This window comes from Paenibacillus sp. V4I9 (assembly GCF_030817295.1).
In the GTDB taxonomy this organism is placed as follows: Bacteria; Bacillota; Bacilli; order Paenibacillales; family NBRC-103111; genus Paenibacillus_E.
In genome coordinates this window covers 7,125,759-7,149,672 of record NZ_JAUSZE010000001.1, presented here as the reverse complement: position 1 = coordinate 7,149,672, position 23,914 = coordinate 7,125,759, and the positions used below count along the sequence as shown (strand labels likewise).

20 protein-coding genes, 1 pseudogene and 1 riboswitch are annotated in these 23,914 nt (G+C 46.5%); of the genes and pseudogenes, 17 read left to right on the top strand and 4 right to left on the bottom strand.

Features of this window, described 5'->3' with window-relative positions; translation table 11 throughout:
- Positions 1–198: 198 nt before the first annotated feature.
- Positions 199–822: an NAD(P)-dependent oxidoreductase gene (locus QFZ81_RS32955; RefSeq protein ID WP_307437517.1), complete on the bottom strand. Its 624-nt coding sequence runs from the start codon at positions 820–822 to the stop codon at positions 199–201.
- Positions 823–900: 78 nt separating this feature from the next.
- On the opposite strand from QFZ81_RS32955, the gene QFZ81_RS32950 reads away from it, so the two are divergent.
- The 11 genes and pseudogenes from QFZ81_RS32950 to QFZ81_RS32900 all read left to right on the top strand — a co-directional run bounded on the left by QFZ81_RS32950 (position 901) and on the right by QFZ81_RS32900 (position 15,522).
- A complete protein-coding gene (locus QFZ81_RS32950; protein WP_307437520.1) occupies positions 901–1,476 on the top strand; it encodes a chymotrypsin family serine protease in 576 nt (191 codons plus the stop codon).
- Positions 1,477–1,646: 170 nt separating this feature from the next.
- Positions 1,647–2,361 (top strand): annotated as a pseudogene (gene rluF / locus QFZ81_RS32945) (23S rRNA pseudouridine(2604) synthase RluF).
- Positions 2,362–2,624: 263 nt separating this feature from the next.
- Positions 2,625–4,985, top strand: a complete 2,361-nt coding sequence (locus QFZ81_RS32940) for an S-layer homology domain-containing protein (RefSeq protein ID WP_307437528.1) — start codon at positions 2,625–2,627, stop codon at positions 4,983–4,985.
- A gap of 324 nt (positions 4,986–5,309) precedes the next feature.
- Positions 5,310–6,566 (top strand): threonine ammonia-lyase IlvA, encoded by a 1,257-nt coding sequence (ilvA, locus tag QFZ81_RS32935; RefSeq protein ID WP_307437531.1) that lies wholly within the window; start codon positions 5,310–5,312, stop codon positions 6,564–6,566.
- Positions 6,567–6,627: 61 nt separating this feature from the next.
- Positions 6,628–6,715, top strand: a riboswitch (cyclic di-GMP riboswitch).
- Between the two features lie 86 nt (positions 6,716–6,801).
- A complete protein-coding gene (locus QFZ81_RS32930) occupies positions 6,802–8,340 on the top strand; it encodes a putative bifunctional diguanylate cyclase/phosphodiesterase (protein ID WP_307437533.1) in 1,539 nt (512 codons plus the stop codon).
- A gap of 258 nt (positions 8,341–8,598) precedes the next feature.
- Positions 8,599–9,672, top strand: coding sequence for a BMP family lipoprotein (locus tag QFZ81_RS32925; protein ID WP_307437535.1), 1,074 nt, complete (start codon positions 8,599–8,601; stop codon positions 9,670–9,672).
- A 129-nt stretch (positions 9,673–9,801) separates the two neighbouring features.
- Positions 9,802–11,343, top strand: a complete 1,542-nt coding sequence (locus tag QFZ81_RS32920; RefSeq protein ID WP_307606025.1) for an ABC transporter ATP-binding protein — start codon at positions 9,802–9,804, stop codon at positions 11,341–11,343.
- Positions 11,336–12,415 (top strand): ABC transporter permease, encoded by a 1,080-nt coding sequence (locus QFZ81_RS32915; protein ID WP_307437540.1) that lies wholly within the window; start codon positions 11,336–11,338, stop codon positions 12,413–12,415. Before QFZ81_RS32920 ends, QFZ81_RS32915 begins: the two co-directional genes overlap by 8 nt.
- A 1-nt stretch (position 12,416) precedes the next feature.
- Complete coding sequence (locus tag QFZ81_RS32910; protein WP_171649599.1) at positions 12,417–13,400, top strand: ABC transporter permease; 984 nt, start codon at positions 12,417–12,419, stop codon at positions 13,398–13,400.
- Between the two features lie 287 nt (positions 13,401–13,687).
- Positions 13,688–14,851 (top strand): methyl-accepting chemotaxis protein, encoded by a 1,164-nt coding sequence (locus QFZ81_RS32905; protein ID WP_307606023.1) that lies wholly within the window; start codon positions 13,688–13,690, stop codon positions 14,849–14,851.
- A 38-nt stretch (positions 14,852–14,889) separates the two neighbouring features.
- Complete coding sequence (locus QFZ81_RS32900; RefSeq protein WP_307606021.1) at positions 14,890–15,522, top strand: methyl-accepting chemotaxis protein; 633 nt, start codon at positions 14,890–14,892, stop codon at positions 15,520–15,522.
- 55 nt (positions 15,523–15,577) lie between these two features.
- Here QFZ81_RS32900 and QFZ81_RS32895 read toward each other — a convergent pair whose 3' ends face one another.
- On the bottom strand, positions 15,578–16,342 hold the full coding sequence (locus QFZ81_RS32895) for an SDR family oxidoreductase (protein ID WP_307437551.1): 765 nt from the start codon (positions 16,340–16,342) through the stop codon (positions 15,578–15,580).
- Positions 16,343–16,357: 15 nt separating this feature from the next.
- Between QFZ81_RS32895 and QFZ81_RS37555 the strand changes: the two genes are divergently transcribed.
- On the top strand, positions 16,358–16,603 hold the full coding sequence (locus tag QFZ81_RS37555) for a 2OG-Fe(II) oxygenase (RefSeq protein ID WP_373463742.1): 246 nt from the start codon (positions 16,358–16,360) through the stop codon (positions 16,601–16,603).
- A gap of 2 nt (positions 16,604–16,605) precedes the next feature.
- On the opposite strand, the gene QFZ81_RS32890 is transcribed toward QFZ81_RS37555, so the two are convergent.
- Entirely contained in the window at positions 16,606–17,463 is an 858-nt protein-coding gene (locus tag QFZ81_RS32890; protein WP_307606019.1) for an AraC family transcriptional regulator, read from the bottom strand.
- A 233-nt stretch (positions 17,464–17,696) separates the two neighbouring features.
- Between QFZ81_RS32890 and QFZ81_RS32885 the strand changes: the two genes are divergently transcribed.
- The 5 genes from QFZ81_RS32885 (at position 17,697) to QFZ81_RS32865 (ending at position 23,409) form a co-directional block, all read left to right on the top strand.
- Complete coding sequence (locus QFZ81_RS32885) at positions 17,697–18,878, top strand: galactokinase (RefSeq protein ID WP_307437556.1); 1,182 nt, start codon at positions 17,697–17,699, stop codon at positions 18,876–18,878.
- A 1-nt stretch (position 18,879) separates the two neighbouring features.
- A complete protein-coding gene (gene galE / locus QFZ81_RS32880; protein WP_060648625.1) occupies positions 18,880–19,866 on the top strand; it encodes a UDP-glucose 4-epimerase GalE in 987 nt (328 codons plus the stop codon).
- 65 nt (positions 19,867–19,931) lie between these two features.
- Entirely contained in the window at positions 19,932–21,509 is a 1,578-nt protein-coding gene (locus tag QFZ81_RS32875; protein ID WP_307606015.1) for a UDP-glucose--hexose-1-phosphate uridylyltransferase, read from the top strand.
- Positions 21,510–22,156: 647 nt separating this feature from the next.
- Positions 22,157–23,146: an acrylyl-CoA reductase family protein gene (locus QFZ81_RS32870; protein WP_307437568.1), complete on the top strand. Its 990-nt coding sequence runs from the start codon at positions 22,157–22,159 to the stop codon at positions 23,144–23,146.
- Positions 23,147–23,169: 23 nt separating this feature from the next.
- Positions 23,170–23,409, top strand: a complete 240-nt coding sequence (locus QFZ81_RS32865; RefSeq protein ID WP_307437572.1) for a DUF6713 family protein — start codon at positions 23,170–23,172, stop codon at positions 23,407–23,409.
- Positions 23,410–23,459: 50 nt separating this feature from the next.
- Here QFZ81_RS32865 and QFZ81_RS32860 read toward each other — a convergent pair whose 3' ends face one another.
- Positions 23,460–23,909, bottom strand: coding sequence for an SRPBCC domain-containing protein (locus QFZ81_RS32860; protein WP_171649611.1), 450 nt, complete (start codon positions 23,907–23,909; stop codon positions 23,460–23,462).
- Positions 23,910–23,914: the final 5 nt, after the last annotated feature.

Sequence of the window (23,914 nt, the reverse complement as noted above, 5' to 3'; positions counted from 1 at the left end):
TCTGTAATATTTAAATGACATGAAATGACAATTTACAACATTTTCCTTGTAAATTCAAATTAATTATATACATAAATAGAAATATATAGAATAAATAACGGAATTTATTGATAGTAAAATGTTTAACATGAAAAAACACCTTATTTTATCGTAAGTGCTACGACAAATAAGGTGTTTTTTTCATTTCTTTACTCCACGCTAGTAAGCAATCCCCACACGACACCCCACATACTCGCCCTCGAGAGCGGCTCGGTAGGTGAAAGCCGCGGTGTCGCCCACGGAGACAGACATCCCGCCTTCGGGCAAATAGTCCCGCTCGATGCGGTACTGCCCCTGTGGCTCGCCGTCGGGTAAATAAGTTGGACAGACGACTGTCCAACTTAAGCCCGAGGCAGCGAGCTGCTCCCATGCTTTGCGATGCTCCTCGGCGGCGCGTGTTGAGGAGCGCCGGGAGTCCGGCGTTTCATAGCGCAGCAAGCCGGGATGCTCTCTGCTTTGCAGAATGCCGGCTGTACCGACAGTGACTATTCGGCTTACGCCGTGTGTCTTCATAGCCTCTATGAGCAGAGGCGTAAACTCGGTCAGCACCGTGCCGCCATCGGTGCCGAGGCAGCTTATGACCAGCTCCGCCCCGCGGAGGGCAGCATGTAGATCTTCTCCGTTACGAGCGTCCCCTTGAAGCATGGTTAAGCCTTCAGAGTGAATTCCCGGCAGTTTCTCAATGCTTCGAACGAGTGCAGTGACTTCGTGTCCGTTCGCTAGTGCTTTTTCAAAAATTCTTCTTCCTACTCTTCCTGTGGCTCCTAATATGAGAATATGCATGATGGGGCCTCCCTGTTTCTTTAATGGTTATCATTATTATACGCTTATCACACTCGGGGGTGGGAATTTCCCCGAGATATGCTCGCATTGTCTTGTCTTGTCATAACGGATTCATCGGTCCTGAACCCTTTGTTCAGACGGTGCAAGAATCTATTTATTTTTTACTTGGTCAGCTCAACGGGCCAATTGATTGTTCCACAAGGTCATTTACTAAGTTACAGTGTCGGTGACCGTTTTTTTAAATCAGGGCGTACAACCGGACTTGTTATTGGTACTGTCGAAAGTATTGGTATGCAATTTAATGTTGGACCTTACCGTGAGCTTGGCAATGCCACCTTACAGTTCCGCAATCAGACTTTGCTTACAGCACCGAATAACATATCATTGCCTGGTGATTCAGGCTCTGTCTGGATGAGAGGTAGGTTTGCGGCTGCTTTGAACTTTGCGGGCAGTGGCACTCGTTCTGTTAGTACCCCGATTGCAAGCGTTCTGAATACGTTTGGTTTGCGGGTAGCCATTCCTGCAGGAACTGGAGGTTTCAAGGCAGGTAGAGTTACAGGGGCTGCTCCAAAGGGGAATTATGCCTATGTTCGACCTTTATCGGCAGAGATGCTAAAGCAACTACGTGTCGTTCGCGCCACATCGTCGAAATAGATCCACCAAAGATCGCCCCGTGCACATCTGGTATGATCAGTGTGAGGGGCGATCTTTTTTTTGGCAATATGTTCCCTACATAGATCCCTTTGAATGCTACTTGAACCGAGTGAGCGAATCCAGCATAATAGTAGGTACTTGATTACGGCATAGAAGGGAATTTCCCAAGCATGAGAATTAACAAATATTATTAGCGAAACCGGTGTTTGCTCCAGACGGGAAGCGGACAAGTGGGTAGAGGCGCAGCGCGTTACGATTAATGGTGAGGTTGCCGGACTGGGGAGCGTCGTTGGCCCTGGGGATGAGGTTCGGATCGATGGTCGACCAATTGGCGAGAAGAAGGAACATGTTTATATTGCACTCAACAAGCCTGTAGGGATCACAAGTACAACCGAAGCGCATATCAGAGGCAACATTGTTGATTTCGTGGGGCATTCTGAGCGTATTTTTCCGATCGGCAGACTGGATAAAGATTCTGAGGGGCTCATCCTTTTGACCAACAACGGAGATATCGTGAACCAGATTCTGAGGGCGGAGAATAACCATGATAAAGAATACATCGTGACGGTCAATCGACCGATTACACCGATGTTTTTGCAAGGAATGGCTAGCGGGGTCCGAATTCTTGGCACGATGACGAAGCCTTGTGAGATTTACCAAGTTGGTGACCGCGTTTTCCGAATTATTCTCACACAAGGGCTTAACAGGCAAATTCGTCGGATGTGCGAAGCGTTTGGTTATCGGGTGGTGCGTCTGCAGAGGGTTCGGATCATGCATATCCATCTGGGTAATTTGAAGGTTGGCAAATGGCGGAATTTGACGCAAGGTGAAATGCAGGATTTAATGCATACACTTAGCAAAGAGAACACCCAATCAAACCGATAGTTTCAGTATAAGAATCGCACATGTATGAACACCCGACAATGGAGTGCTCAGACATGTGCTTTTTTGCTCAAAATTATTATTTTTTGAACATAAACCGTTTCGAACCAATGACATTTCGTGTAATTAAAAATATATAGCAGTAATCGAGTTTCTAAAGCAACTTTTTTCCAGTTTTAAACGTCAAGGATTATTATGGAATCTCTATGTTTCTAAAGCTTTAAAGCTGTATTTTGGAACGTAAAACGTTGAGGAGGAAGATGACTTTGAAATTAATCAAACAAGCAGGAACGTTGGTACTCGCTTCGACACTGCTGCTCACTGCTGCACCTGGGGTTTGGGCGGCTGAAGCTGCTGTAGGAAGCACGTCCATTGCACCCCCTGTATCTCCCGGTAAAGATGATAAGCAGCTGGATGCCAAAATTACCAAAGAACAAGCCATTGAACGAGCTAAGACCTACATAACGCTGCCGGAAGGTTATACGTTTCAATCCATCAGTTTGAATGCTTATTACAACATGAATGGCCGGAATTTCCCGACGTGGAACATTAATTACTCCAAAATGGTAAAAGATCGGAATTACGGCTCTTTAAACATATCGATTAACGGCTTGGACGGAACGCTGACTTCCTATTCCATGAATGACAATGACCCTGACCATAAACCTAGCTATCCACCGAAGGTGGATTTCAAAGCTGCCAAGGAAGTCGCTTCTGCCTTTGTTGGCAAAATGAACCCAGAGAAGCAGAAGGAACTTGTATACAATGATTCAGAGGAGAATGCATTTCGTACGCCGCTGAATGGTAATTACCAGTACAATATTCGGTTCGATCGATCTGTTGGCGGTGTGCCTTTTGCTCTAAATGGTATCAATGTGGTCGTCAATGGGGACGGACAGGTTACGAATTATAACTACAATTGGGATGATAATGTCACGTTTCAGCAGAATGTAACGCCGATTGCTAAGGAGAAAGCTGCCCAAATGTTCCGCGATAAGGCGAATCTTTCTTTACTTTACCAGATTCCATACGGTGCCAAAGGTAAGAAATTGCCGATTATTTCTTACATGCTTGGCGGCTTCTCCCTGAATGCAGAAACCGGTGAGATCTGGAGCCCAGTCAAAGGGCTGGAGGATGTTGAGGGGAATAAGCCGTTAACCGACAAGCCACTGGCTGCTAAGCCAGAAGCTACCTTGGACCTGACTAAGGAAGAGGCTGTTAAGAAGGTGACAACGGTTTTCAACCTATCCTCCGACTACAAAATCCAAGAAGCATCTTATAATGAATTCACCAACCCTGAAACAGGGGAAACCAATTCAAATTGGAATTTAAGTTGGAATGAGACGTCTGAGAAGGATTCTAAAGTTAAAATTGTCGGCAAAGGTGCATGGGCTAGCGTGAATAGCAAGACCGGAGAGATTACGAATTTCAGCAGCTACACCCCTTATGGTCCTGATGCCGATAAAGATATAGAGGGTAAAATTGCCCTGGAAGATGCGATAACAACAGGTGTTGATTTTGTGAAAAAGCAGCTTACTGCTTATACCGATCAGTTGTTGCTTCGTGTACAAACGGCTAAAAATTATTCGGAAGATCAACTGAAGCATATGCGCAATTGGGATATTAGTTTTAAGCGCGTGATTGATGGCGTAAATGCCGGGAATGAAGAAGTGACGGTAAGCATCGATCGTGTAACCGGCCAAATTGTTGGTTATCACTTCTCTATCAGCAATCTGCCATATCCACAGCAGAAGCCGCAGGTGCTGGCCATTGATAAAGCCAAGGATCTTTGGCTCGCGCAGTTCGACATCAAGTTAAATTATGTGGTTGAAGGCACCGGGTTCATCGGTGGGATTCCACTGGAGAAATACAGAGTCATGGTGGCTGCTGGGGATGTCCCGCAATCCATGGATCTGAAAACAGACGGGAAACTAGATGCAAAGCTTGTCTATTCACTCGTTCCTAAATTTAACCGTGAACCTTTCCTCTTGGATGCGCAAACTAGTCAATGGCGGAATAGTGAAACGGGTGAAGTGATTTCCTTGGATAAAGTGACAGTAAGCGACATTGACAATCACTGGGCTAAAAATGAGCTTCAGCTTATGCTTGATTATCAAGCGCTGGATGTGAAGGATGGCAAAGTGAATCCGAATCAAACCATTCAACGTGGTGAGTTGGTCAAAATGCTCGTTATTGCCATGAATGGCGGTAACGGTGGTATTTATTACGGGGCAGAACGGAAGGCATCCTTCGCCGATGTGAGTAAATCTTCTCCTTATTTTGCCTATGTCGAAAATGCGGTTGATCGCGGTTTGTTAGATGTAGGTGCTGATTTCAATCCAGAAGCTGCGATGAATCGGGAGGAAATGGCACAGCTGATCGTGAAGGCGCTTGGCTACAAGAGCCTGACGAAGTTCGATGGCATCTTCAATGGCAATTTCGCAGATGCTGCTAAACTTAAGCATGTTGGCGACGCAGCCATTGTGGTGGGGCTGAATATTATGTCTCTGGACGATGGACAATTCGTACCTCAGCAAGAAGTGACCAAAGCACAGGCGGCCAGCGCCTTCTATCGCTTTTTGCAAAGACGGTCTGAGCTTCAGGAGCAGCCTCGTTACTATTACTAACTAAGTGGTTGAGGGGAGTTAGCTAACTCCTCTAATATCACTAAAAGAAGCCTCAAATCCACTAACAAGTGGGTTTTGAGGCTTCTTGTGGTTGACCGAGCTCCAGATCGTGCCCTCTTTGATGAGGTTACAACACAACTTAAGTCCTAGCTTTAGAACATTGGGAACACATATCGAACTAGGAAATACAGAACGCCGAAAATGATGACGATGTAAGCAGCATATTTGCTATACCAATATTATTTTCGTACAGGCGGGTAGAGTTGTGTTACAATAATCTTTAAAACTTTAATAGCACAATGTGGAGAAAGGGAGTAAGAGAAAATGGTTGTTTCCAGTAAAGTAGGTTTGGAAGATATTATTAGGGCCAATCATGTGCTCAGCAGGGTGATCGAACCATCGCCATTGCAACGCAATGAGCTGCTCTCTAACTTGTATGAATGCAACGTTTATCTTAAACGTGAAGATATGCAAATTGTTCGTTCTTTCAAAATTCGTGGAGCGTATAATGTGATTCAAAGTTTAACGCCAGAGGAACGCGAAGCGGGTGTCGTGTGTGCGAGCGCCGGCAATCATGCGCAGGGTGTGGCTTATTCCTGTAAACAGCTCGGTATTGAAGGCAAAATCTTCATGCCGACGACAACGCCTAGACAAAAGATTTCCCAAGTTAAGCTATTTGGCGGATCGTTTGTTGAAGTTATTCTCACAGGTGATTCATTCGATGATTCCTCTAACCATGCCAAAGCCTACTGTGCTCAAGAGAATAAGGTGTTTATACACCCCTTCGATGATGTCCGTACGATTGCCGGGCAAGGCACGGTTGGCCTTGAGATCATGAATCAGATGCCCGAATCTCCTGACTTTATCTTCGCAACGATTGGCGGAGGTGGACTTGTAGCGGGAGTTGCGACCTATGTGGATAGTGTTTCTCCACGAACGCGCATCATCGGTGTAGAGCCAGAAGGCGCGGCAAGCATGACGGAAGCGCTCAAGCAGGGGAAGGTCGTGACCTTATCCACGATCGAGAAGTTTGTAGACGGTGCAGCCGTGAAGCGGGTCGGCGAGCTTACCTTTGACATTTGCAAAGAAAAGTTGGAGGATATTGTAATTGTCCCTTCCGGCAAGGAATGTACAACCATTCTTGAGCTTTACAACAATAACGCGATTGTCATTGAGCCCGCTGGCGCACTCCCCGTTTCAGCACTCGATACCTATCGGGAGCAGATTCGCGGTAAGAATGTGGTCTGTATCATCAGCGGCGGCAACAATGACATCGACCGTATGCAGCAGATTAAAGAAAGATCGCTCGTGTATGAAGGCTTGAAGCACTACTTTATTCTTAATTTCCCGCAGCGTGCTGGGGCCTTGCGCGAATTTCTGGAAGAAGTCTTAGGACCCACAGACGATATTACCCGATTTGAGTATACGAAAAAAAATAACCGCGACGATGCTCCGGCGTTGGTCGGCATAGAGCTCAAAAATAAAGATGATTATGAGGGGCTTATTGAGCGCCTATCCCAGAAAGATTATGGCTATATAGAAATAAATAAAGACCCCAAGCTCTTTAACTTGCTTATTTAAGGAAAAATAGCCAAATGTGGAATGACTATGATATAGTTAATTAGTCCCGCTTATTTCCTTAATATCGTAAAGGCAAACTTATCGAAAGGTAAGGACGCAAAGCTGCAGATCTAAGGTTGCCCTCGCAACAATGATGGCTGGCTGCCGACAGGTTGCAGTTTACCTAGACAGGTACACCTACGGCTATTCCGATTCGGAATAGCCTTTTTTAAATATCAGATAAGGAGGTTCATGAATGAGAGGCATATTTTCTAAGTGGATACAGCATATGAAAGCGCAAACGTTGGTCTATCTAGGCGTGCTGGGCTTCTTTTTGTTGACCGTTAATCTACTTGCTGCTTCTTCTTTCTCCTTTTCGCCTTACGTTTTCATTAGTATGCTTTTTCAAGCGCTAATCTGTCTGTTTATTGCGAAGAGTGTCCGACAACTGCTTCTTACTAGTAAGAAGCAGGAAGAAAAGAGCAAACAACTTGCCTTCTTGGCCTATCATGATACATTAACGGGATTACCTAATCGCCGATTGTTTAATGACCGATTGGAGCGGGCGCTCCTGCATGCGCAGCGTAGTGAACAGATGGCGGCTGTTATGTTCTTGGACATGGACAGATTCAAGGATGTCAACGATTCATTAGGTCATGCTTATGGGGATCGTTTAATTCGCCTTGCAGCAGAACGTTTACTGGGCTGCCTGCGGGGATCGGATACGGTGTACCGCCAAGGTGGCGACGAGTTTACTATATTACTAGAATCTTTTACAAAGCCTGAAGATGCAAGAGTTGTAGCTTCCCGAATTCAAATGGCTCTGGAAGAGCCTTTTATCCTAGATGGCATGCCAGTAACCATAACAGCTAGTATAGGGATAGCTCTGTATCCGTTAGATGGCAAGCTGCCTGAGCAGCTGATGGCGTATGCAGATGAAGCGATGTATGAGGCCAAAAACCGAGGACATAACCAGTTTCAATTCTATGCCTCTGACATCGATGCTATGGTCAAGAGCAAAGCTCACATGGAGAAAGAGCTGCGATTGGCCTTAGACAACAATCAATTTGAAATCCTATATCAGCCTCAATATGAAATAACAAATCGGAAATTAATCGGAATGGAAGCGATCATATATTGGAGCAAGGGAGACAACCTCCTCACACCTAGCATGGATTGGAAGAAAGCGGCCGAGGAAATGGGTTTCATGATACCCATCGGGAAATGGGCTGTACGAACGGCGTGCAGACAGATGAGAATCTGGCAGGACGATGGCTACACACCGCTGAGAATAACCCTACCAGTAACGGCTTCGCAGTTTAAAGATGAGCATTTTATTGAAGAAATTGCTGTTGTTTTGAAAGAAACAGGGTTGGATCCGATGTTGGTGGAGCTGGACCTTACGGAAAGCATCACATCTTCCAATGTACAAGAGGCTAGTGAAAAATTGATTATGCTGAAGAAATTTGGTGTGCGTATCGTTATGGATGACTTGTGTACAGGCCTATTTACACGAAGCGGGCTCGAAGGAATGCCGCTCGATAGCGTTAAATTGGATAGTACATTGATCCGGGATTTGGTCGACGACGATGAGAATCAGCTGCTGGCTGCTGCCATTATTCGCATGGCTCACCGTCTAGGTCTGAATTTAATTGCAAAGGGTGTTGAAACCGAAGAACAACTGGAGCATTTGAGACTTTTGCAGTGTACGGAAGTGCAAGGAATGCTGTTCAGCAGCCCGTTAGGACCCGAACAATTCCTGAGGCTTATGAACGATAAAATTAACAAAGGGTAATCTAGATTTTATTAACCAGTGGTAGTATAATAAATAATTGGGGCTTGGAACCTATATTGTAGGGGCTTACAAAAAGACCATGTCAACTTGTATGACATAACGAATTATGTTGTTTAGCTCGTGTATCGCTTTTCTGTTGGGTTTCAAAATGATACACTCAAGCTTATAGCCAGTCTTACATAATTTAACTAATTTTGGTCAACCTACGATGTGAGATTTCATGGTTTTTAATTAAATGATCCTATGGGGGTAATTAAGATGAAGAAAATGCTTTCAACAGCTCTTATGGCTGTAACGGTTTCTGCATTAGCTCTTTCCGGCTGTGCCAAAAAAGAAGAAACGAAACCGGCGGCTTCAGGGGCTCCAGCTACTACTGCAGCAGCAACAGCTTCAGCGGCACCAAGCAACAACAGCGGTAAAGATTTCAAAATCGGAATGGTTACCGATATTGGTGGCGTCAACGATAAATCTTTTAACCAAAGTGCATGGGAAGGTTTGAAGGCGCTTGAGAAACAAACAGGCGTTAAAGTGAAAAACCTTGAAAGTAAAGGCGATGCAGATTACACACCTAACTTAAACCAATTCGTTAAAGACGGCTACAACCTGACTTGGGGTATCGGCTTCTTGATGGGCGATGCACTAAAAACAGTAGCAACACAAAACCCAAATGCTAAATTAGCGATCATTGATAATGTCGTAGAAGCTCCAAACGTAGAATCCGTAACATTCTCTGAGCAAGAAGGTTCTTACCTTGTTGGGGTAGTTGCAGGTCTAACAACCAAATCAAACAAAATCGGTTTCGTTGGCGGTATCGACATCCCGGTTATCAAACGTTTTGAAGCTGGTTTCGTAGCTGGCGTTAAAGCGGTTAATCCAAATGCTAAAGTTCAAATTAACTATACAGGCGCTTTTGACAAGCCAGACCTTGGTAAAGCAGCAGCAGCTACGATCTACAACGATGGCGCTGATGTTATTTTCCACGCAGCTGGTTCCACAGGTAATGGTGTATTCAACGAAGCGAAAGACCGCGCGAAAAACGGTAAAAAGGTTTGGGTTATCGGCGTAGATAAAGACCAATCCCTTGAGTTCGGCGATGAAGTAACACTGACTTCCATGTTGAAACGTGTTGACACAGCAGTTATTCGTGTTTCCAAAGACATTATCGACAACAAATTCCAAGGTGGTAAAGTGGTTACACTTGGTTTGAAAGACGATGGCGTAGGCCTTCCTGAAACTTCCAAGAAGAACGTATCCGCGGAAATCTTGAAAAAAGTGGATGAGTTCAAAGCAAAAATTATTAGCGGCGAAATCAAAGTTCCTGAAAAACCTTAATTTAGGTATAAAAGGCATTGCGGTTACGAACGATAGGTTTGCTTCTGTTCAAACAAGGCTGGTTATAATAACTAGCCTTGTTCTTTAGTTTTAGAGGTAATTAAAAAAATTGATCCTTAGGGTGATCTGATGAGTGAAGTAGTCCCTGTTGTTGAACTTAGCAACATTACGAAGCGGTTTCCAGGAATAGTGGCGAATGATGCCATTAGCTTAAAGCTGATGAAGGGTGAAATTCACGCCTTGCTTGGCGAAAATGGTGCGGGTAAATCAACACTAATGAACATTGTATTCGGTCTTTATCAACCGGATGAAGGTAATATTAAAGTGCAAGGCAAGGAAGTATTTATTGATAGCCCGAATCGTGCTATCGAGCTTGGCATTGGTATGGTGCATCAACATTTCAAGCTGGTTCAGCCATTTACCGTGACAGAAAACATCATTTTGGGCATGGAGCCCAAAAAAGGGTCGAAAATCGATTACAAAACAGCGCAAGACAAAGTACGCAAGTTATCGGAGCAATATGGTTTGCGTGTGGATCCAAAAGCGAGAATTGAAGATATCTCTGTCGGCATGCAGCAGCGTGTGGAAATATTGAAAACGCTGTATCGCGGCGCCGATATTCTTATTTTTGATGAACCTACAGCTGTACTAACGCCGCAAGAGATTAGTGAATTGATGGTCATTATGCGCAATCTTGTCAAAGAGGGCAAATCCATCATTCTCATTACACATAAGCTGAAAGAAATTATGGAGATTGCCGATACCGTGACAATCATTCGTCGGGGCAAAGTGATTGATTCGTTGGAAATTTCGAAGACGAATCCGCAGATTCTGGCAGAGAAGATGGTTGGGCGCGACGTCTCCTTCAAAGTGAACAAGCAGGATGTGAAGCTCGGAGAACCCGTTCTCCAGGTGCAAGAACTAGTCGCGCGTAACCAGCAGGGTTTGCCTGCTCTAAAGGGGCTTAACTTTGAGGTGAAAGCCGGAGAGATTCTGGGTATCGCCGGTGTCGATGGCAACGGACAGAGTGAGTTAATCGAGGCATTAACTGGGCTGCGTTCCATTGATAGCGGTCGTGTGCTGCTGATGGGAAGCGATATTACCAACCATACGCCGAGAGAAATCTCCGAGGCTGGATTGTCCCATATTCCTGAGGACCGGCACAAGCACGGACTCGTGCTCGATTTTACAATGAGCGAGAACATGGTGCTGGAAACGTATTTTCATCCTGCGTATAACAAAGCTGGTTTCTTGAATTATGAAGCTATCGACCGCCATGCGGAAGCGTTGATCAAGCAGTTCGACGTTAGAACTCCAAGTATCTACAATAAAGCGCGATCGTTGTCGGGTGGTAATCAGCAAAAGGCGATTATTGCCAGGGAAATATTCAAAAATCCCAATCTTCTCATTGCCGCGCAACCGACGCGAGGATTGGATGTCGGTGCAATCGAGTTCGTGCATCGTCAATTGATCGAGCAGCGGAACAAAGGCAAAGCAGTTTTGTTGATTTCTTTTGAGTTGGATGAAATTATGAATGTGTCGGATCGCATTGCCGTCATCTATGAAGGACAGATTGTGGGAGAAGTGCTGCCGCAGGAGACGAACGATCAAGAGATTGGTTTGCTTATGGCTGGCAGTAAGCGCACAGAGAAAGGAGCTGCTCATGAATAAGGTTGCTCGCATTTTTACAAGTGAATCAGCGGTGAATCCGATCGTTGCGATTATACTTGGGCTGTTATTCGGAGCACTCGTGATGCTGGCAGGCGGATATAACCCAATTGCCGCCTATGGGGCGCTATTTTCTCGCATTTTCGGTAATTCGTATGATATAGGTGAATCCATTCGGGCGATTACCCCTCTTATTTTGACAGGATTATCCGTCGCATTCGCTTTTCGTACAGGCTTGTTTAATATCGGTGCCGAAGGGCAATTCGTTATGGGTATGACGGGAGCCACATTTATCGGTGTCAAAGTGACAGGTCTTCCATGGATTATTCATGCTCCGTTAGCTGTTATCGTCGGTGCACTTATTGGTGGACTATGGGGAGCTATTGCGGGCTATTTGAAAGCAAAGCGTGGAGTTAATGAAGTCATTACAACGATTATGTTGAACTGGATCGCTTTGTTCCTGTCGAATTATATCATTAATCAATTTCTTCTAGAGCCGAAGCAGCAGCGCTCCTACATGATCCAAGAGTCGGCATCTCTGAGTATCACATGGCTATCGACAATGCTAGATAACGCGAGGATGCATTGGGGTACACTGATTGCGATACTCGCAGCGATTGTATTCTATGTCATCTTATGGAAAACCAAACAAGGCTATGAGCTGCGTGCAGTTGGCCATAACATCGATGCCGCGAAATATGCCGGTATGAATGTGAAGAAGAACATTATTAAAGCGATGTTTATCTCAGGCGTTTTTGCCGGTCTTGCGGGCGTGTTTGAAGTTCTTGGTGTATTCCACTATCAAGTTGTTTCAGCAGGCTTCCCAGGTTACGGGTTTGATGGGATCGCGGTATCCTTGCTGGGTGCTAACAATCCAATAGGGATTGTGCTCGGGGCCGCACTGTTTGGCGGATTGTCTTACGGTTCAGCAGGCATGAGTTTCGGTGCTGATGTGCCGCCGGAGATTATCCGTATTGTCATCGGTTCGGTCATCTTCTTCGTTGCAACCCAAGGTATCGTTAAATGGGTGCTCATCCCGTTCTATAGTAAACGCAAGAAAGAGAGGGCTACGTAACATGGACCTGCTCACCATGCTTAACGCGTTTTTCACGAAATTTAGTGAACTTATCAACACGACGCTCGTCTATTCGACGGCGCTCATCTTTGGAGCTTTGGGTGGGATTTACTCGGAGCGCTCCGGAGTAGTCAATATCGGGATTGAGGGCCTCATGGTTTCCGGGGCATTCGCCTCGGCTGTTGGTGCTTATTATGCAGAAGAGGCGAATATGGGTATCTGGTCCCCGTGGATCGGTTTATTGACTGCCATGGTATTTGCGCTCATTTTCGCTCTGATTCATGCGGTAGCAACGATTTCGTTCAAAGCCAATCAAGTCATCAGCGGTGTTGTGATTAACTTCTTGGCAGCAGGCGTAACGTTATATTTAGTCAAAGTGCTGTTCAATGGTGCTGGTCAAACAGAAACGTTAAATGATGTGTTTTCCAAATGGGAAATTCCGATTTTGTCCAAAATACCGTATATCGGATATGCTCTCTTCAATGCCTATCCAACAACGTACATTGCTTTAATTCTCGTCGCGGTTACTTACTATGTGCTGTTCAAGACACCATTCGGTTTACGTCTTCGTTCCGTTGGGGAGCACCCGAGTGCCGCGGATACCGTAGGGATTAAAGTGAAGCGTATTCGTTACATCGCCGTGTTGATTAGCGGTCTGTTAGGGGGACTTGGCGGGGCGACCATTACGCTTACGACAACAAGTGCCTTCTCACATAACACGATCTCAGGTCAAGGGTTTATTGCGATGGCCGCAATGATTTTCGGTAAATGGCATCCAGTAGGCGCACTGGGCGCAGCAGTCTTCTTCGGAATGGCGCAGGCGCTCAACAACTTCATGCGTTTGTTCGAATTCTCGAAAAATATTCCGCAGGAATTCCTCTACATGCTGCCTTATGTACTGACCATCTTAGTACTGGCAGGCGCAGTAGGTCGGGCTAAAGCACCATCAGCTCTTGGTGAACCTTACGATCCAGGTAAACGATAGAAATAAAACATGCATAGCTAGGGAATATTCCCGCGGCGGTGCATGTTTTTTTGTCTGATCATTGTAAACAATCACCAGTCAATTTGTGTCGGAAAATAAAGGAAAAATGTCGAAGCGTGGCGAATTTCCAGTCCACTCGATATTTTTCATAATCTATTACATATGACCGCGGAAGGAAGAATGCCACAAATGTCTTTTTTACGAACCTTGTTAGGAGCCAAGTCGCTGAAGGTGAAAATGACGCTGCTGCTTCTTCTGTTGTTGAGTCTGATACCAAAGATCAGCAAATGCATATTGCGGAGCTTAGTACAAGCGAGATCAATGCCTGGCTGAATGGCAAAATTGCTTCTATTCAATCCGTTGTTAAAGCCCATCCAGAGTTTATGAATGCTAAAGCAAACACGATCTTACCCGTGCTGAAAGTTATGGCGGAGAGCGATCCGGAAGTGTATCGTTTTGCCTATATTGACCCGCTGGGCATGTCCGTTGACACAGCTGGCGATAAGTTGGACGCAAGCAAATTTGATAATTTTAAGAAAGCTATCGTTGATAAGAAAGTATCGGTATCCGAAATCATCAAGGAGGAAAGCAGCGGTAAAAACATTATCATCATCGATGTTCCGCTTGTGGACGGCAATGGCGATTTCCGCGGCATCGTGCAATCTTTCCTCTTTCCTGAACAAATGCTATCCATCATCAATCGCATCAAATTCGGCGAAACGGGTTATGGCTACCTACTCTCACCAAACGGTACATATCTCGTGCACCCGCAGAAGATTGGTGAAAAACTGGAGAAATCATCCACGGCAGAGAAGATGGCTCTTTACAAAAATACGGTATTCAAGGATAAAAGCGGGTATATCCTATACAAAGAGCCAGATGGCACACTGAAGTCAGCTGCTCATCAAACCATTGAAGCCACGGGTTGGAAGCTTATTTTGACCGGTGAGCAATCGGAAGTATTCCAGAAAGTAAATCTCCTAAAGAAAAATGCAGCCATCATGCTAGCTGTTTCTGCGCTGCTTGTCATTGTACTAGCTATGATCGTCTCACGGATGATGATTCGCCCAATCACGACGATTTCATCCCTCATGCAGCGAGTAGGGCAAGGTGATTTATCCGGCCGATTAAACAACCATGGTGATGATGAGATCGCCTCGATGCGCAAGAACATCAATGCGATGCTTGATTCTTTTTCCGAGATGATTTGCAAAATATCAGAAGCAGTTTCGCACACCGCAGCATCTTCCGAGCAGCTCACTGCAATTGCGAGTGAATCGACGAAGGCTTCTGAACATATTACTGTAGCGGTGGGGCAGGTTGTGCGGGGTTCCGAAGCGAACTACCAGGCATCCGAACAAATTTCGACCGCGATGGGTGAAATGTCATCGGGCGTGCAAAAAATTGCCGAATCATCCACGAATGTCTCGGAAACAGCACTCAAGAAGTAGGACGTGGAAACGGGGAGATTCAACAAGCAATTACCCAAATGCGACAGGTCAGTCATGCTGTAGAACATACGGCCGAACTCGTGCACGGCTTAGAGGAGAAATCCGAACAAATTCGCCAGATTGTTAGCTTTATTTCCGAAATTGCCTCACAAACTAACCTGCTTGCCTTGAACGCTTCCATTGAAGCGGCAAGGGCTGGCGAACATGGCAGAGGCTTCGCCGTCGTCGCTAGCGAGGTTAAGAAGTTGGCGGAGCAAACAAGCAGTGCGACCGTGAACATTACCTCCATTATCGGTGAAACGATCAACGCTACGAAAGAAGCATCAAGCTCGATGCAGGGCGGACTGTCAGAGGTTGAAAAAGGCTCAGCTCTCGTTCAAACGGCTGGGCAAGTATTCCAATCGATTCTGGCCTCGATTGGGCATGTAAACGACCAAATCCAAGAAGTATCGGCCGCATCAGAGGAAATATCAGCGGGAACCGAAGAGGTGGCTGCCTCTTCTCAGGAGACAGTCAGTATCGTGAGGCAGGCTATGGATGAGCTGCAGGCCATTGCCAAGTCGGCAAGTGGTCAGCTGCAATCGATGGAAGAGATCAGCTCCTCCTCCGAATCGCTTAGCGTGTTGGCGGTCGATCTACAGGATCAAATCAACCGCTTCAAGTTGAAATAAAATACGGAGCAAAGCACCTCATCCGACTATCGGTGAGGTGCTTTGTTTATTTATTTTACAGATGAGATCCGCCGCTTGCATCAATCAATTGCCCTGTAATCCAGCGGCTGTCCGAAGAAGCAAGAAAGGCGGCGATATCGGCCACATCTTCCGGCTGCCCCCATCTGTTAAAAGGGGAGAGACCGGTAGCAAATTTCTGCCCATTTGGATCCTGCAGTGTTGCAGCATTCATATCGGTATCGATGATACCGGGCAAGATGGCGTTCACCGTAATGCTGCGATTCCCAAGATGCTGAGCTAAGACGAAGGTGAGTGTGTTGAGCGCACCTTTCGAAATGCTGTAGCCCAGAAGATTAGGGAAAGCCAAACGTGTGACAGCCGAAGAAATATTGATGATACGGCCCTCGTCTCTCAGACGTGGCAAAGCGTGTTGGATAAGAAATAGCGGTGCTTTGACATGGATGCCCATGACTTCGTCAAAAGATTGTTCCGTCGTCTCCTCGATGGTTCCACCTTGCCCGATTCCGGCGTTATTAACAAGAATATCAAACTGATTACCGCCAGTGTGCTTCTCGAGGGCTTCGTCCAAGTCCACATATAAATCACGAACGCCGTTTACGGCATTCAAGTCCGCACCTAATGTAAAGGCGGAGCCGCCTTTATGCAGAATCTCACGAACCACTCCCTCCGCGGCGTTATGATTCTTTCCGTAATGTACGGCGACTATGGCGCCATCCTGTGCGAGACGCAGTGCAATCCCTCGTCCAATCCCCCGACTTGCACCCGTTACTAAAGCGATTTTACCTTTCAGCATGCTCATATCCTCATCTCCTAAATGTTTTCATGTTTAGTTTTATCACAGGGTGACATTCGAAATGTTGCTCTCTCATTAGCGAATGCGAAAAAAAGAGCCATTCGGAGGTATACTTTTACGATCGATGTGGGAACATTTAGGTTTGGGAGTGGGGAGTACAGATATGATCAGTACCCCCTTATGAACATGCTTCAGGAACTGCGTGAAGGATTTTATCCGATGCTTGTGGAGGTGGCGAATCGGTGCCTTGAGACACTGCGACCTTAAAATCAAAGCGATTTGATTTGATTCCGGTACTCGCTTGGCGAGACGCCGTACCAACGTCGGAATTGCTTAGAGAAGTACAGCGGATCGTAGAAACCGACGGATGATGCAATCTGTTCGATGGTGAGTTCCAGCCGTTCTCGAAGCAGCAGACGAGCTTTATCCACACGCAGTTTCAGAAGAAACGTGACGGGTGTTACTTTAGTATGACGCTTGAACATGCGCGATAAATATGCGCGGTTGTAGCCCAAACTCTCCGCCATCAGCTCAATGGTAATAGGCTCGGCGTATTGGGTGGACAGGTAGTGAATCGCTTGCTGCACGATGCGATCACTCTCGGCTTCTGTGACCGCGCTGGCTAATGTGGATGCTGATAATATTTCACAGTATTCACCGAGTAACAAATGTAGGTATCCGATGGATTTCAGCTGTGCGTTCGCTTGTTTGGATCTTAGAGCTTGCTGAATATGGCGAAAAAGGACGGGGATGTGGCGGTTGCGCTTGGTATTAATAATGGGCTGCAAAGGATTCACTCCTGTTGATGCAACCAACGCCGCGGCCTGCGTACCTGTAAAAGCGATCCAGCAATAATGCCACGGATCTGTCTCATCGGAGACGTAGCTAATGAGCTGTTCAGGCTCGATGACGAAGCTGTCTCCGGCGCCAAGCTCATACTCTTCACCTTGAGAAGAGAATACCCCTTTACCCGATATCACATAATGGATCAGATAGTAGTCGTATACCTTGGGGCCTAGCCGATGCTCAGGCTTGGTCTGGCTCTCACCCGCAAACAGCACGGTTAAGTCACTCTCCTGGGAGGGCAGTGGATTCGAAACAACGTAATAGCTCTCTGACTTTGGCATACCTACTCATCATCTCCGATCGAAGCATCTTCATATACCATCACTTTATCATAAATCTAATAAAAAGTAGTGAGCTTGAGATCACATTTTTCCATGTGGAAATAACATGCCTCCATAGCCAATCACGCGTTCTTCTCGTATACTGAAGTTACAAAGATACCAAGCATAAACGACTCCATCATCCTCAGATGACGAGCAAAATCACTTCTAAAACCACTAAAGGCGGTGCCAGAATGGCAGACTTGCAAGCTCTAAAAAACACGTTTATTGAAATTTACGGGAATTCTACAACGGCAATTTCAGCTTTTCATGCTCCAGGTCGGGTCAATTTGATCGGTGAGCATACGGATTACAATGGCGGTTATGTTTTCCCGGCAGCGTTAACGTTCGGAACGACTTTGATCATTCGTCCAAGACAAGATCGTGTAATTGGATTTGCATCGACAAACCTGGTGCTTCGCAAACAAATTTCCATAGATGACTTGTCCTATCAAGAAGAGGACGACTGGATCAATTATCCGAAAGGGATCTTCGTTCACTTGGCGAAAGAAGGTTTCCCTGTTACGCGGGGCTATGACCTTTTGTTCCACGGTGAAATCCCGAATGGTGCCGGACTTTCGTCCTCGGCTTCCATTGAAGTCGTTACAGCTTTTGGCTTATTAACACTTGAAAAGTATCCGATTGATACCGTGAAAATCGCACTGCTCGCTCAAAAAACAGAGAACCAATTCGTTGGCGTCAACAGTGGTATCATGGATCAATTCGCGGTAGCCAATGGCAAAAAAGATCATGCCATTCTGCTCATGTGCGACACGCTTGAGTATCGCCATGTGCCTTTTCAAAGCGGCAGCTACAAGCTGGTTATTGGGAATACGAACAAACGCAGAGGTCTGATAGACTCCGCTTACAATGAGAGAAGAAGCCAATGTGAGCAGGCTGTGACCTATTTGCAAAAGCAGTTTCCTTCGATCACTTTGCTTGGTCAACTGAACCTTGCGCAATTTAACGAATTCAAACATCTAATTCCAGACGAAACCATCCGCCAACGAGCGCAGCATGTTATTGAAGAAATTGACCGTGTTCTCAAATCCATTGAGGTGCTGGAAGCGAACGACCTTGAATCTTTCGGTAAGCTGATGATCGGGTCCCATGACTCGCTTCGTGATCTTTATGAAGTAACAGGGGTAGAGTTGGATACAATGGTTGCGGCAGCACTGAAGGTTCCGGGTGTACTTGGGGCACGTATGACAGGCGCAGGTTTCGGCGGATGCACGGTTTCTTTAGTTCATGAGGACAGTGTACAGACGTTTATCGATCAAGTGGGTAAAGAATATACGGAAAAAACAGGCCTGACACCAAGCTTCTACGTTTGTGATATCGGCAATGGTGTCGAGCAACTCGGGGAGGCTTTGTAAAATGGCTATTCTAGTAACGGGTGGAGCTGGCTATATCGGATCTCATGCGGTAGCGGAGCTGGTTGCCAAAGGGGAAGAAGTCGTTATCGTTGATAATTTGCAACAAGGGCACAGAAACGCTGTGCTTGGGGGCAAGCTGTATGTAGGTGATTTGCGAGACGGTGAGTTTCTGGATACGGTTTTCACTGAGAACAGTATAGATGCTATCATCCATTTTGCAGCGAATTCGTTAGTTGGCGAGAGCATGACCAATCCTGCGAAATATTATCACAATAACGTGTACGGAACGCTTTGCTTACTTGAGAAAATGACGCAATACGGCGTGAAGAAAATTGTCTTCTCCTCTACGGCTGCCACGTATGGTGAGCCTGAAAATATTCCTATTCTAGAAAGCGATCGCACCCTGCCGACAAATACGTATGGCGAAACGAAGCTTGCTATGGAAAAAATGATGAAATGGTTCGACATTGCTCATGGCATCAAATATGTATCACTTCGCTATTTTAATGCAGCTGGGGCTCATGCCGGTGGCAAAATCGGGGAGGATCATAGCCCAGAGACGCATCTGATTCCTATCATTCTTCAAGTAGCTCTTGGTCAAAGGCCGCATATTTCCATTTTCGGAGAAGACTATGCAACAGAAGATGGTTCGTGTGTACGCGACTACATTCATGTTAGCGATTTGGCAAGCGCCCATGTTCTTGCGGTTGAGAAGCTGCGCGGCGGAGCAGAAAGCAATATTTACAACCTAGGCAATGGTACGGGTTTCTCGGTCAAAGAAGTCATCGAAATCGCCCGTAAAGTAACCGGTCATGCGATTCCTGCCGTCATCGAACCGCGTAGAGCCGGTGATCCAGCAACGCTAATTGCCTCCTCGGAGCGTGCAAGAGCTGAGCTTGGTTGGAAACCAACACGTGATTCCTTGGAATCCATTATCGAGAGCGCGTGGAACTGGCACCAGAATCATCCGAACGGGTACGAAGAGTAGAGTAAGGCAGAACAGTGCAGAACGGAGCTGAACAGAGGCTTGTTTTGTAGAAAGGAACGTGGCACATGGAACGGAAAGTTAAAGCATCGCAGCATGCAGCGTTGACCATAGAAAGGCTCCTTCAGTTCGCTATGCAAAATGGGCTGATTGAGCAACTTGATGTATATACTTCTCGCAATGCTTTACTTGATTTATTCGGTCTTGCTGAACCTTATCAAGGGGAAATTCCGATAGAGAAATTAAGCAGTCCGGTTGCACTGCTGGAAGAGCTGCTCGATGCAGCTTTCGAGGCAGGCCTCTTGGAAGAGAACACGACAACGTACCGTGATTTGCTGGACGCACGGATTATGGGGCTGCTCATGCCCCGTCCTTCCGAGGTCGTGCATCAATTCTGGAACACTGCCAAAACAACGAGCGTTGAGGCGGCGACGGATTACTTCTACAAGCAATCCATCGATTCCAACTATATTCGGATGGATCGCATTCAGAAAAATGCCTACTGGTTGTCCGAAACGACGTATGGCGATCTCGAAATCACGATCAACCTTTCCAAACCGGAGAAAGATCCGAAGGAAATTGCCCTGCTCAAAACACTGCCGCAAAGCAGTTATCCCTTATGTCTGTTATGCGCAGACAACTTAGGCTACGCAGGTCGTGTGAATCACCCGGCGAGGCAAAATCTGCGTGTTATTCCGCTGGAATTGGATGGTGAGAAGTGGTACTTCCAGTATTCACCGTACGTGTATTACAACGAGCACAGCATCATCTTCCATGAGAAACACATCCCGATGAAAACAACGGCGCACACGTTCTACCGTTTGCTGGACTTCATCGATCAGTTCCCTCATTATTTCATCGGATCGAACGCGGATCTGCCGATCGTAGGTGGTTCTATTCTGAACCACGATCATTTCCAAGGCGGGCGCCATAAATTCCCGATGGAAAAAGCACCAAGTGAGAAGGCATTTTCACATACTGAGTTTGCCGGTGTGAAGGCCGCTATCGTCAAGTGGCCTATGTCAGTGCTTCGCTTGAGCGGGCACAACAAGCAGCAGATTTTTAATCTTGCGAGCAAGCTGCTCGAAGACTGGCGCGCCTACAGTGATGCGGAAGCGGACGTCCTCGCCTTCAGCGAGAAGGACGGACAGCGGGTCCCGCATAACACGATCACCCCGATCGCCCGCAACAATGCACGGGGCGAGTACGAGCTTGATCTGGTGCTGCGCAACAACCGCACCAGTGAAGAGCATCCGGATGGGATTTTCCATCCGCACCAGCACTTGCACCACATCAAGAAGGAGAACATCGGCTTGATTGAGGTTATGGGGCTGGCGGTGCTGCCAGGCCGCCTGCAGGAGGAATTGGCGGATATCGCCAAGCTCCTCACCGGCGAAGCCGCATTCGGCCGCGAGATCCGCGAAGAGGCTAGCCATCCGCTGCATAAGCATGCGGAATGGATCGAAGCGATGCTCGCGAAGCACGGCGCTGCGCTGCCGCAGGACGGGGCGAATGCGGTGCTGCAGGCCGAAGTCGGCAGCAAGTTCATGGACGTGCTGCTGGACGCAGGCGTGTTCAAGCGTGATGAAGCCGGACAAGCGGCTTTTGGACGGTTTTTGGCGGCTGCGGGCTTTGCGCAGCAGTAAATGTAGTTGGAACTCCCCGGTCACTTTGATCGGGGAGTTTTTTTGTTAATATATAAGAATTTATATTTTGGGGGTTAGGGTAAGGTGATGAACCTTACCTTATTTAGGATAGTTAGCTACAGATTTTTGCTAGGCTAAGTGAGATTATGGATAGGCATAATCATCGGCAAGTAACTATGTTTTTTTAACGTTTTGCTTCTGGTTTTTTGGAAAATTGGAGAATTAGAAAAGCAAGTTGTACTGCGTACAACAATTTCCTTGATTTCTTCTTGAAAAGCTCAGGATGTTGTATGCTATACAACAGTTTTGCCCTTTTATAGGCTGTAGAGCTATTTTAGACTAAAAGTGTTGTATTTTTTGCAACATTCGGTTGGAAAACGCGGATTAGCTTGCCTAAAGTTGTATAAAGTACAACTTTACACGGATAAGTATGCGAATGTTTCCGTATTACGTCACTTGGGCGTAGATTGCTTTGCATCAACCTTTATAAACACTCTCAACCAGACGGCGCATGCCGGTTTTTTTATTTACGTGGAATGAGGAGCGGTATTAGCTTTTGAATCCAGAGCTTGATAGTAGTAAACTGAATAGTAAGTAGTTGGAAATTAGTTGATGTGATCCTTTTGGATCGAGGAGGCGAAAACCGGATGGAAAACTTTGGGGCGTTAATGGTGGAGCGAACGGAAGAGCGTTTTGAAGCCAATGTAAGAGAGTTGTCGATGGTGGACTTGCCATCAGGCGAAGTGACGATCCGAGTGTTATACTCCGGCATTAATTATAAAGATGCGTTAGCTTGCAGCTCGACTGGACGCGTTGTGCGTGCCTATCCGATGGTACCTGGGATTGATTTGGCCGGAACCGTTGTAGCTTCGTCAGATCGTCGGTTTCGCGAAGGCGATGAGGTGCTTGTGACGAGTTACGAGCTTGGTACAGGGCATTACGGCGGATTCAGCGCTTATGCGCGTGTCCCGGCTGACTGGGTCGTGCCGCTCCCGCAGGGACTAACCCATCGCGAGGCGATGATACTGGGTACGGCGGGATTTACCGCTGCACTCTCCATACAGCGGATGGAGGAGAATGGGCTAAGCAAAGAGCAGGGACCCGTGCTTGTTCGCGGTGCAACTGGCGGAGTGGGCAGCAGCAGCGTGTCCATGCTGGCAGCGCTCGGTTATGAGGTGGAGGCAAGCACTGGGAAGTCTGCGGATCATCAGTACCTGCTCGACTTAGGGGCTAAGCGGGTACTAACGCGAGAGGAGCTTGCTCCCTCTGGTAGCAAGCCGCTCAATAAGGAATATTGGGCGGGCTCTGTTGATCCTGTAGGGGGCGACTCCCTTGCCCATGTGCTGAGCAGGATGAAGTACGGAGGTTCTGTTGCCCTGAGTGGTTTGACAGGTGGCGGTGAGTTCGCAGCGTCGGTGTTTCCTTTTATCCTGCGAGGTGTAAATGTGTTAGGGATTGATTCGGTTGCTTGCCAGATGGAGGTTAGAAAGCCCCTGTGGGAGCGTATTGCGAAGGAACTGAAGCCGAAGGACCTGGAACAGACAGTCTATCAAGAGGTTACGCTGGATGGAGTTGCGGAGGCTGCTAAGCAGGTTCTGGAAGGGAAGGTCAGAGGAAGAGTGCTTGTCCGATTATAAAAGGGGAGGCAGGTACTTCTTTCATGTATAAATTCTTCACATTTATTCACCTTCCTCTTTATACAATCATACTCTCTTTGCTTTTCAGCCAATATCAGACTATTACTTTTTGGATCCTAGATTTATTATTAATCATCCATGCAATCCTGCACTTATTTTTTGAAAAGCACCCCCGTAATGGATTTAAGAATACGTTCTCTAGAACAATTATTTATCCAATGGGAATCCTTACGGCAATTCATTTCGTTTTACTACAGTATTAAAAATAAAGGAGTTAAGCATATATAAGCAGCTTAACTCCTTTTTCATTTCCCTACCAACCAAAATCCAATGTCTTTCCAGTCTCCGCCAGTGTCTTGATATTGCTCAGAATCATCCACCAACTTGCTTTCGTAGTCTCGAAGCTTGGGTGGTTGGGTGTCCAATTATCATTGACCAACGTTAGTTTTGTACAGCTCCCAACAGTCTCAAGTGACAACGTCATTCTAGATTCAAAGTCCGCATGATTCGGGTTGTAAGATGGACCAGCATGTTCGGTACAACTAATGAGCTTTTCCGGCTCGTAAGCTAAAATCTTACCGTATACATGAACGGTTTCCTCACCGTCATTACCAGGCCCCACATAAGCATAATCGGATCCTATTTCAAAAGTAGACTGAAGCACACTGCCAAAGAGAATCTTACGAGTACCCTCCGGAGTCACTAGAATATCCCACACTTCTTTAAGTCCTGCCCCAATGTAAAATTCGTATTTGAGTTCCATATACT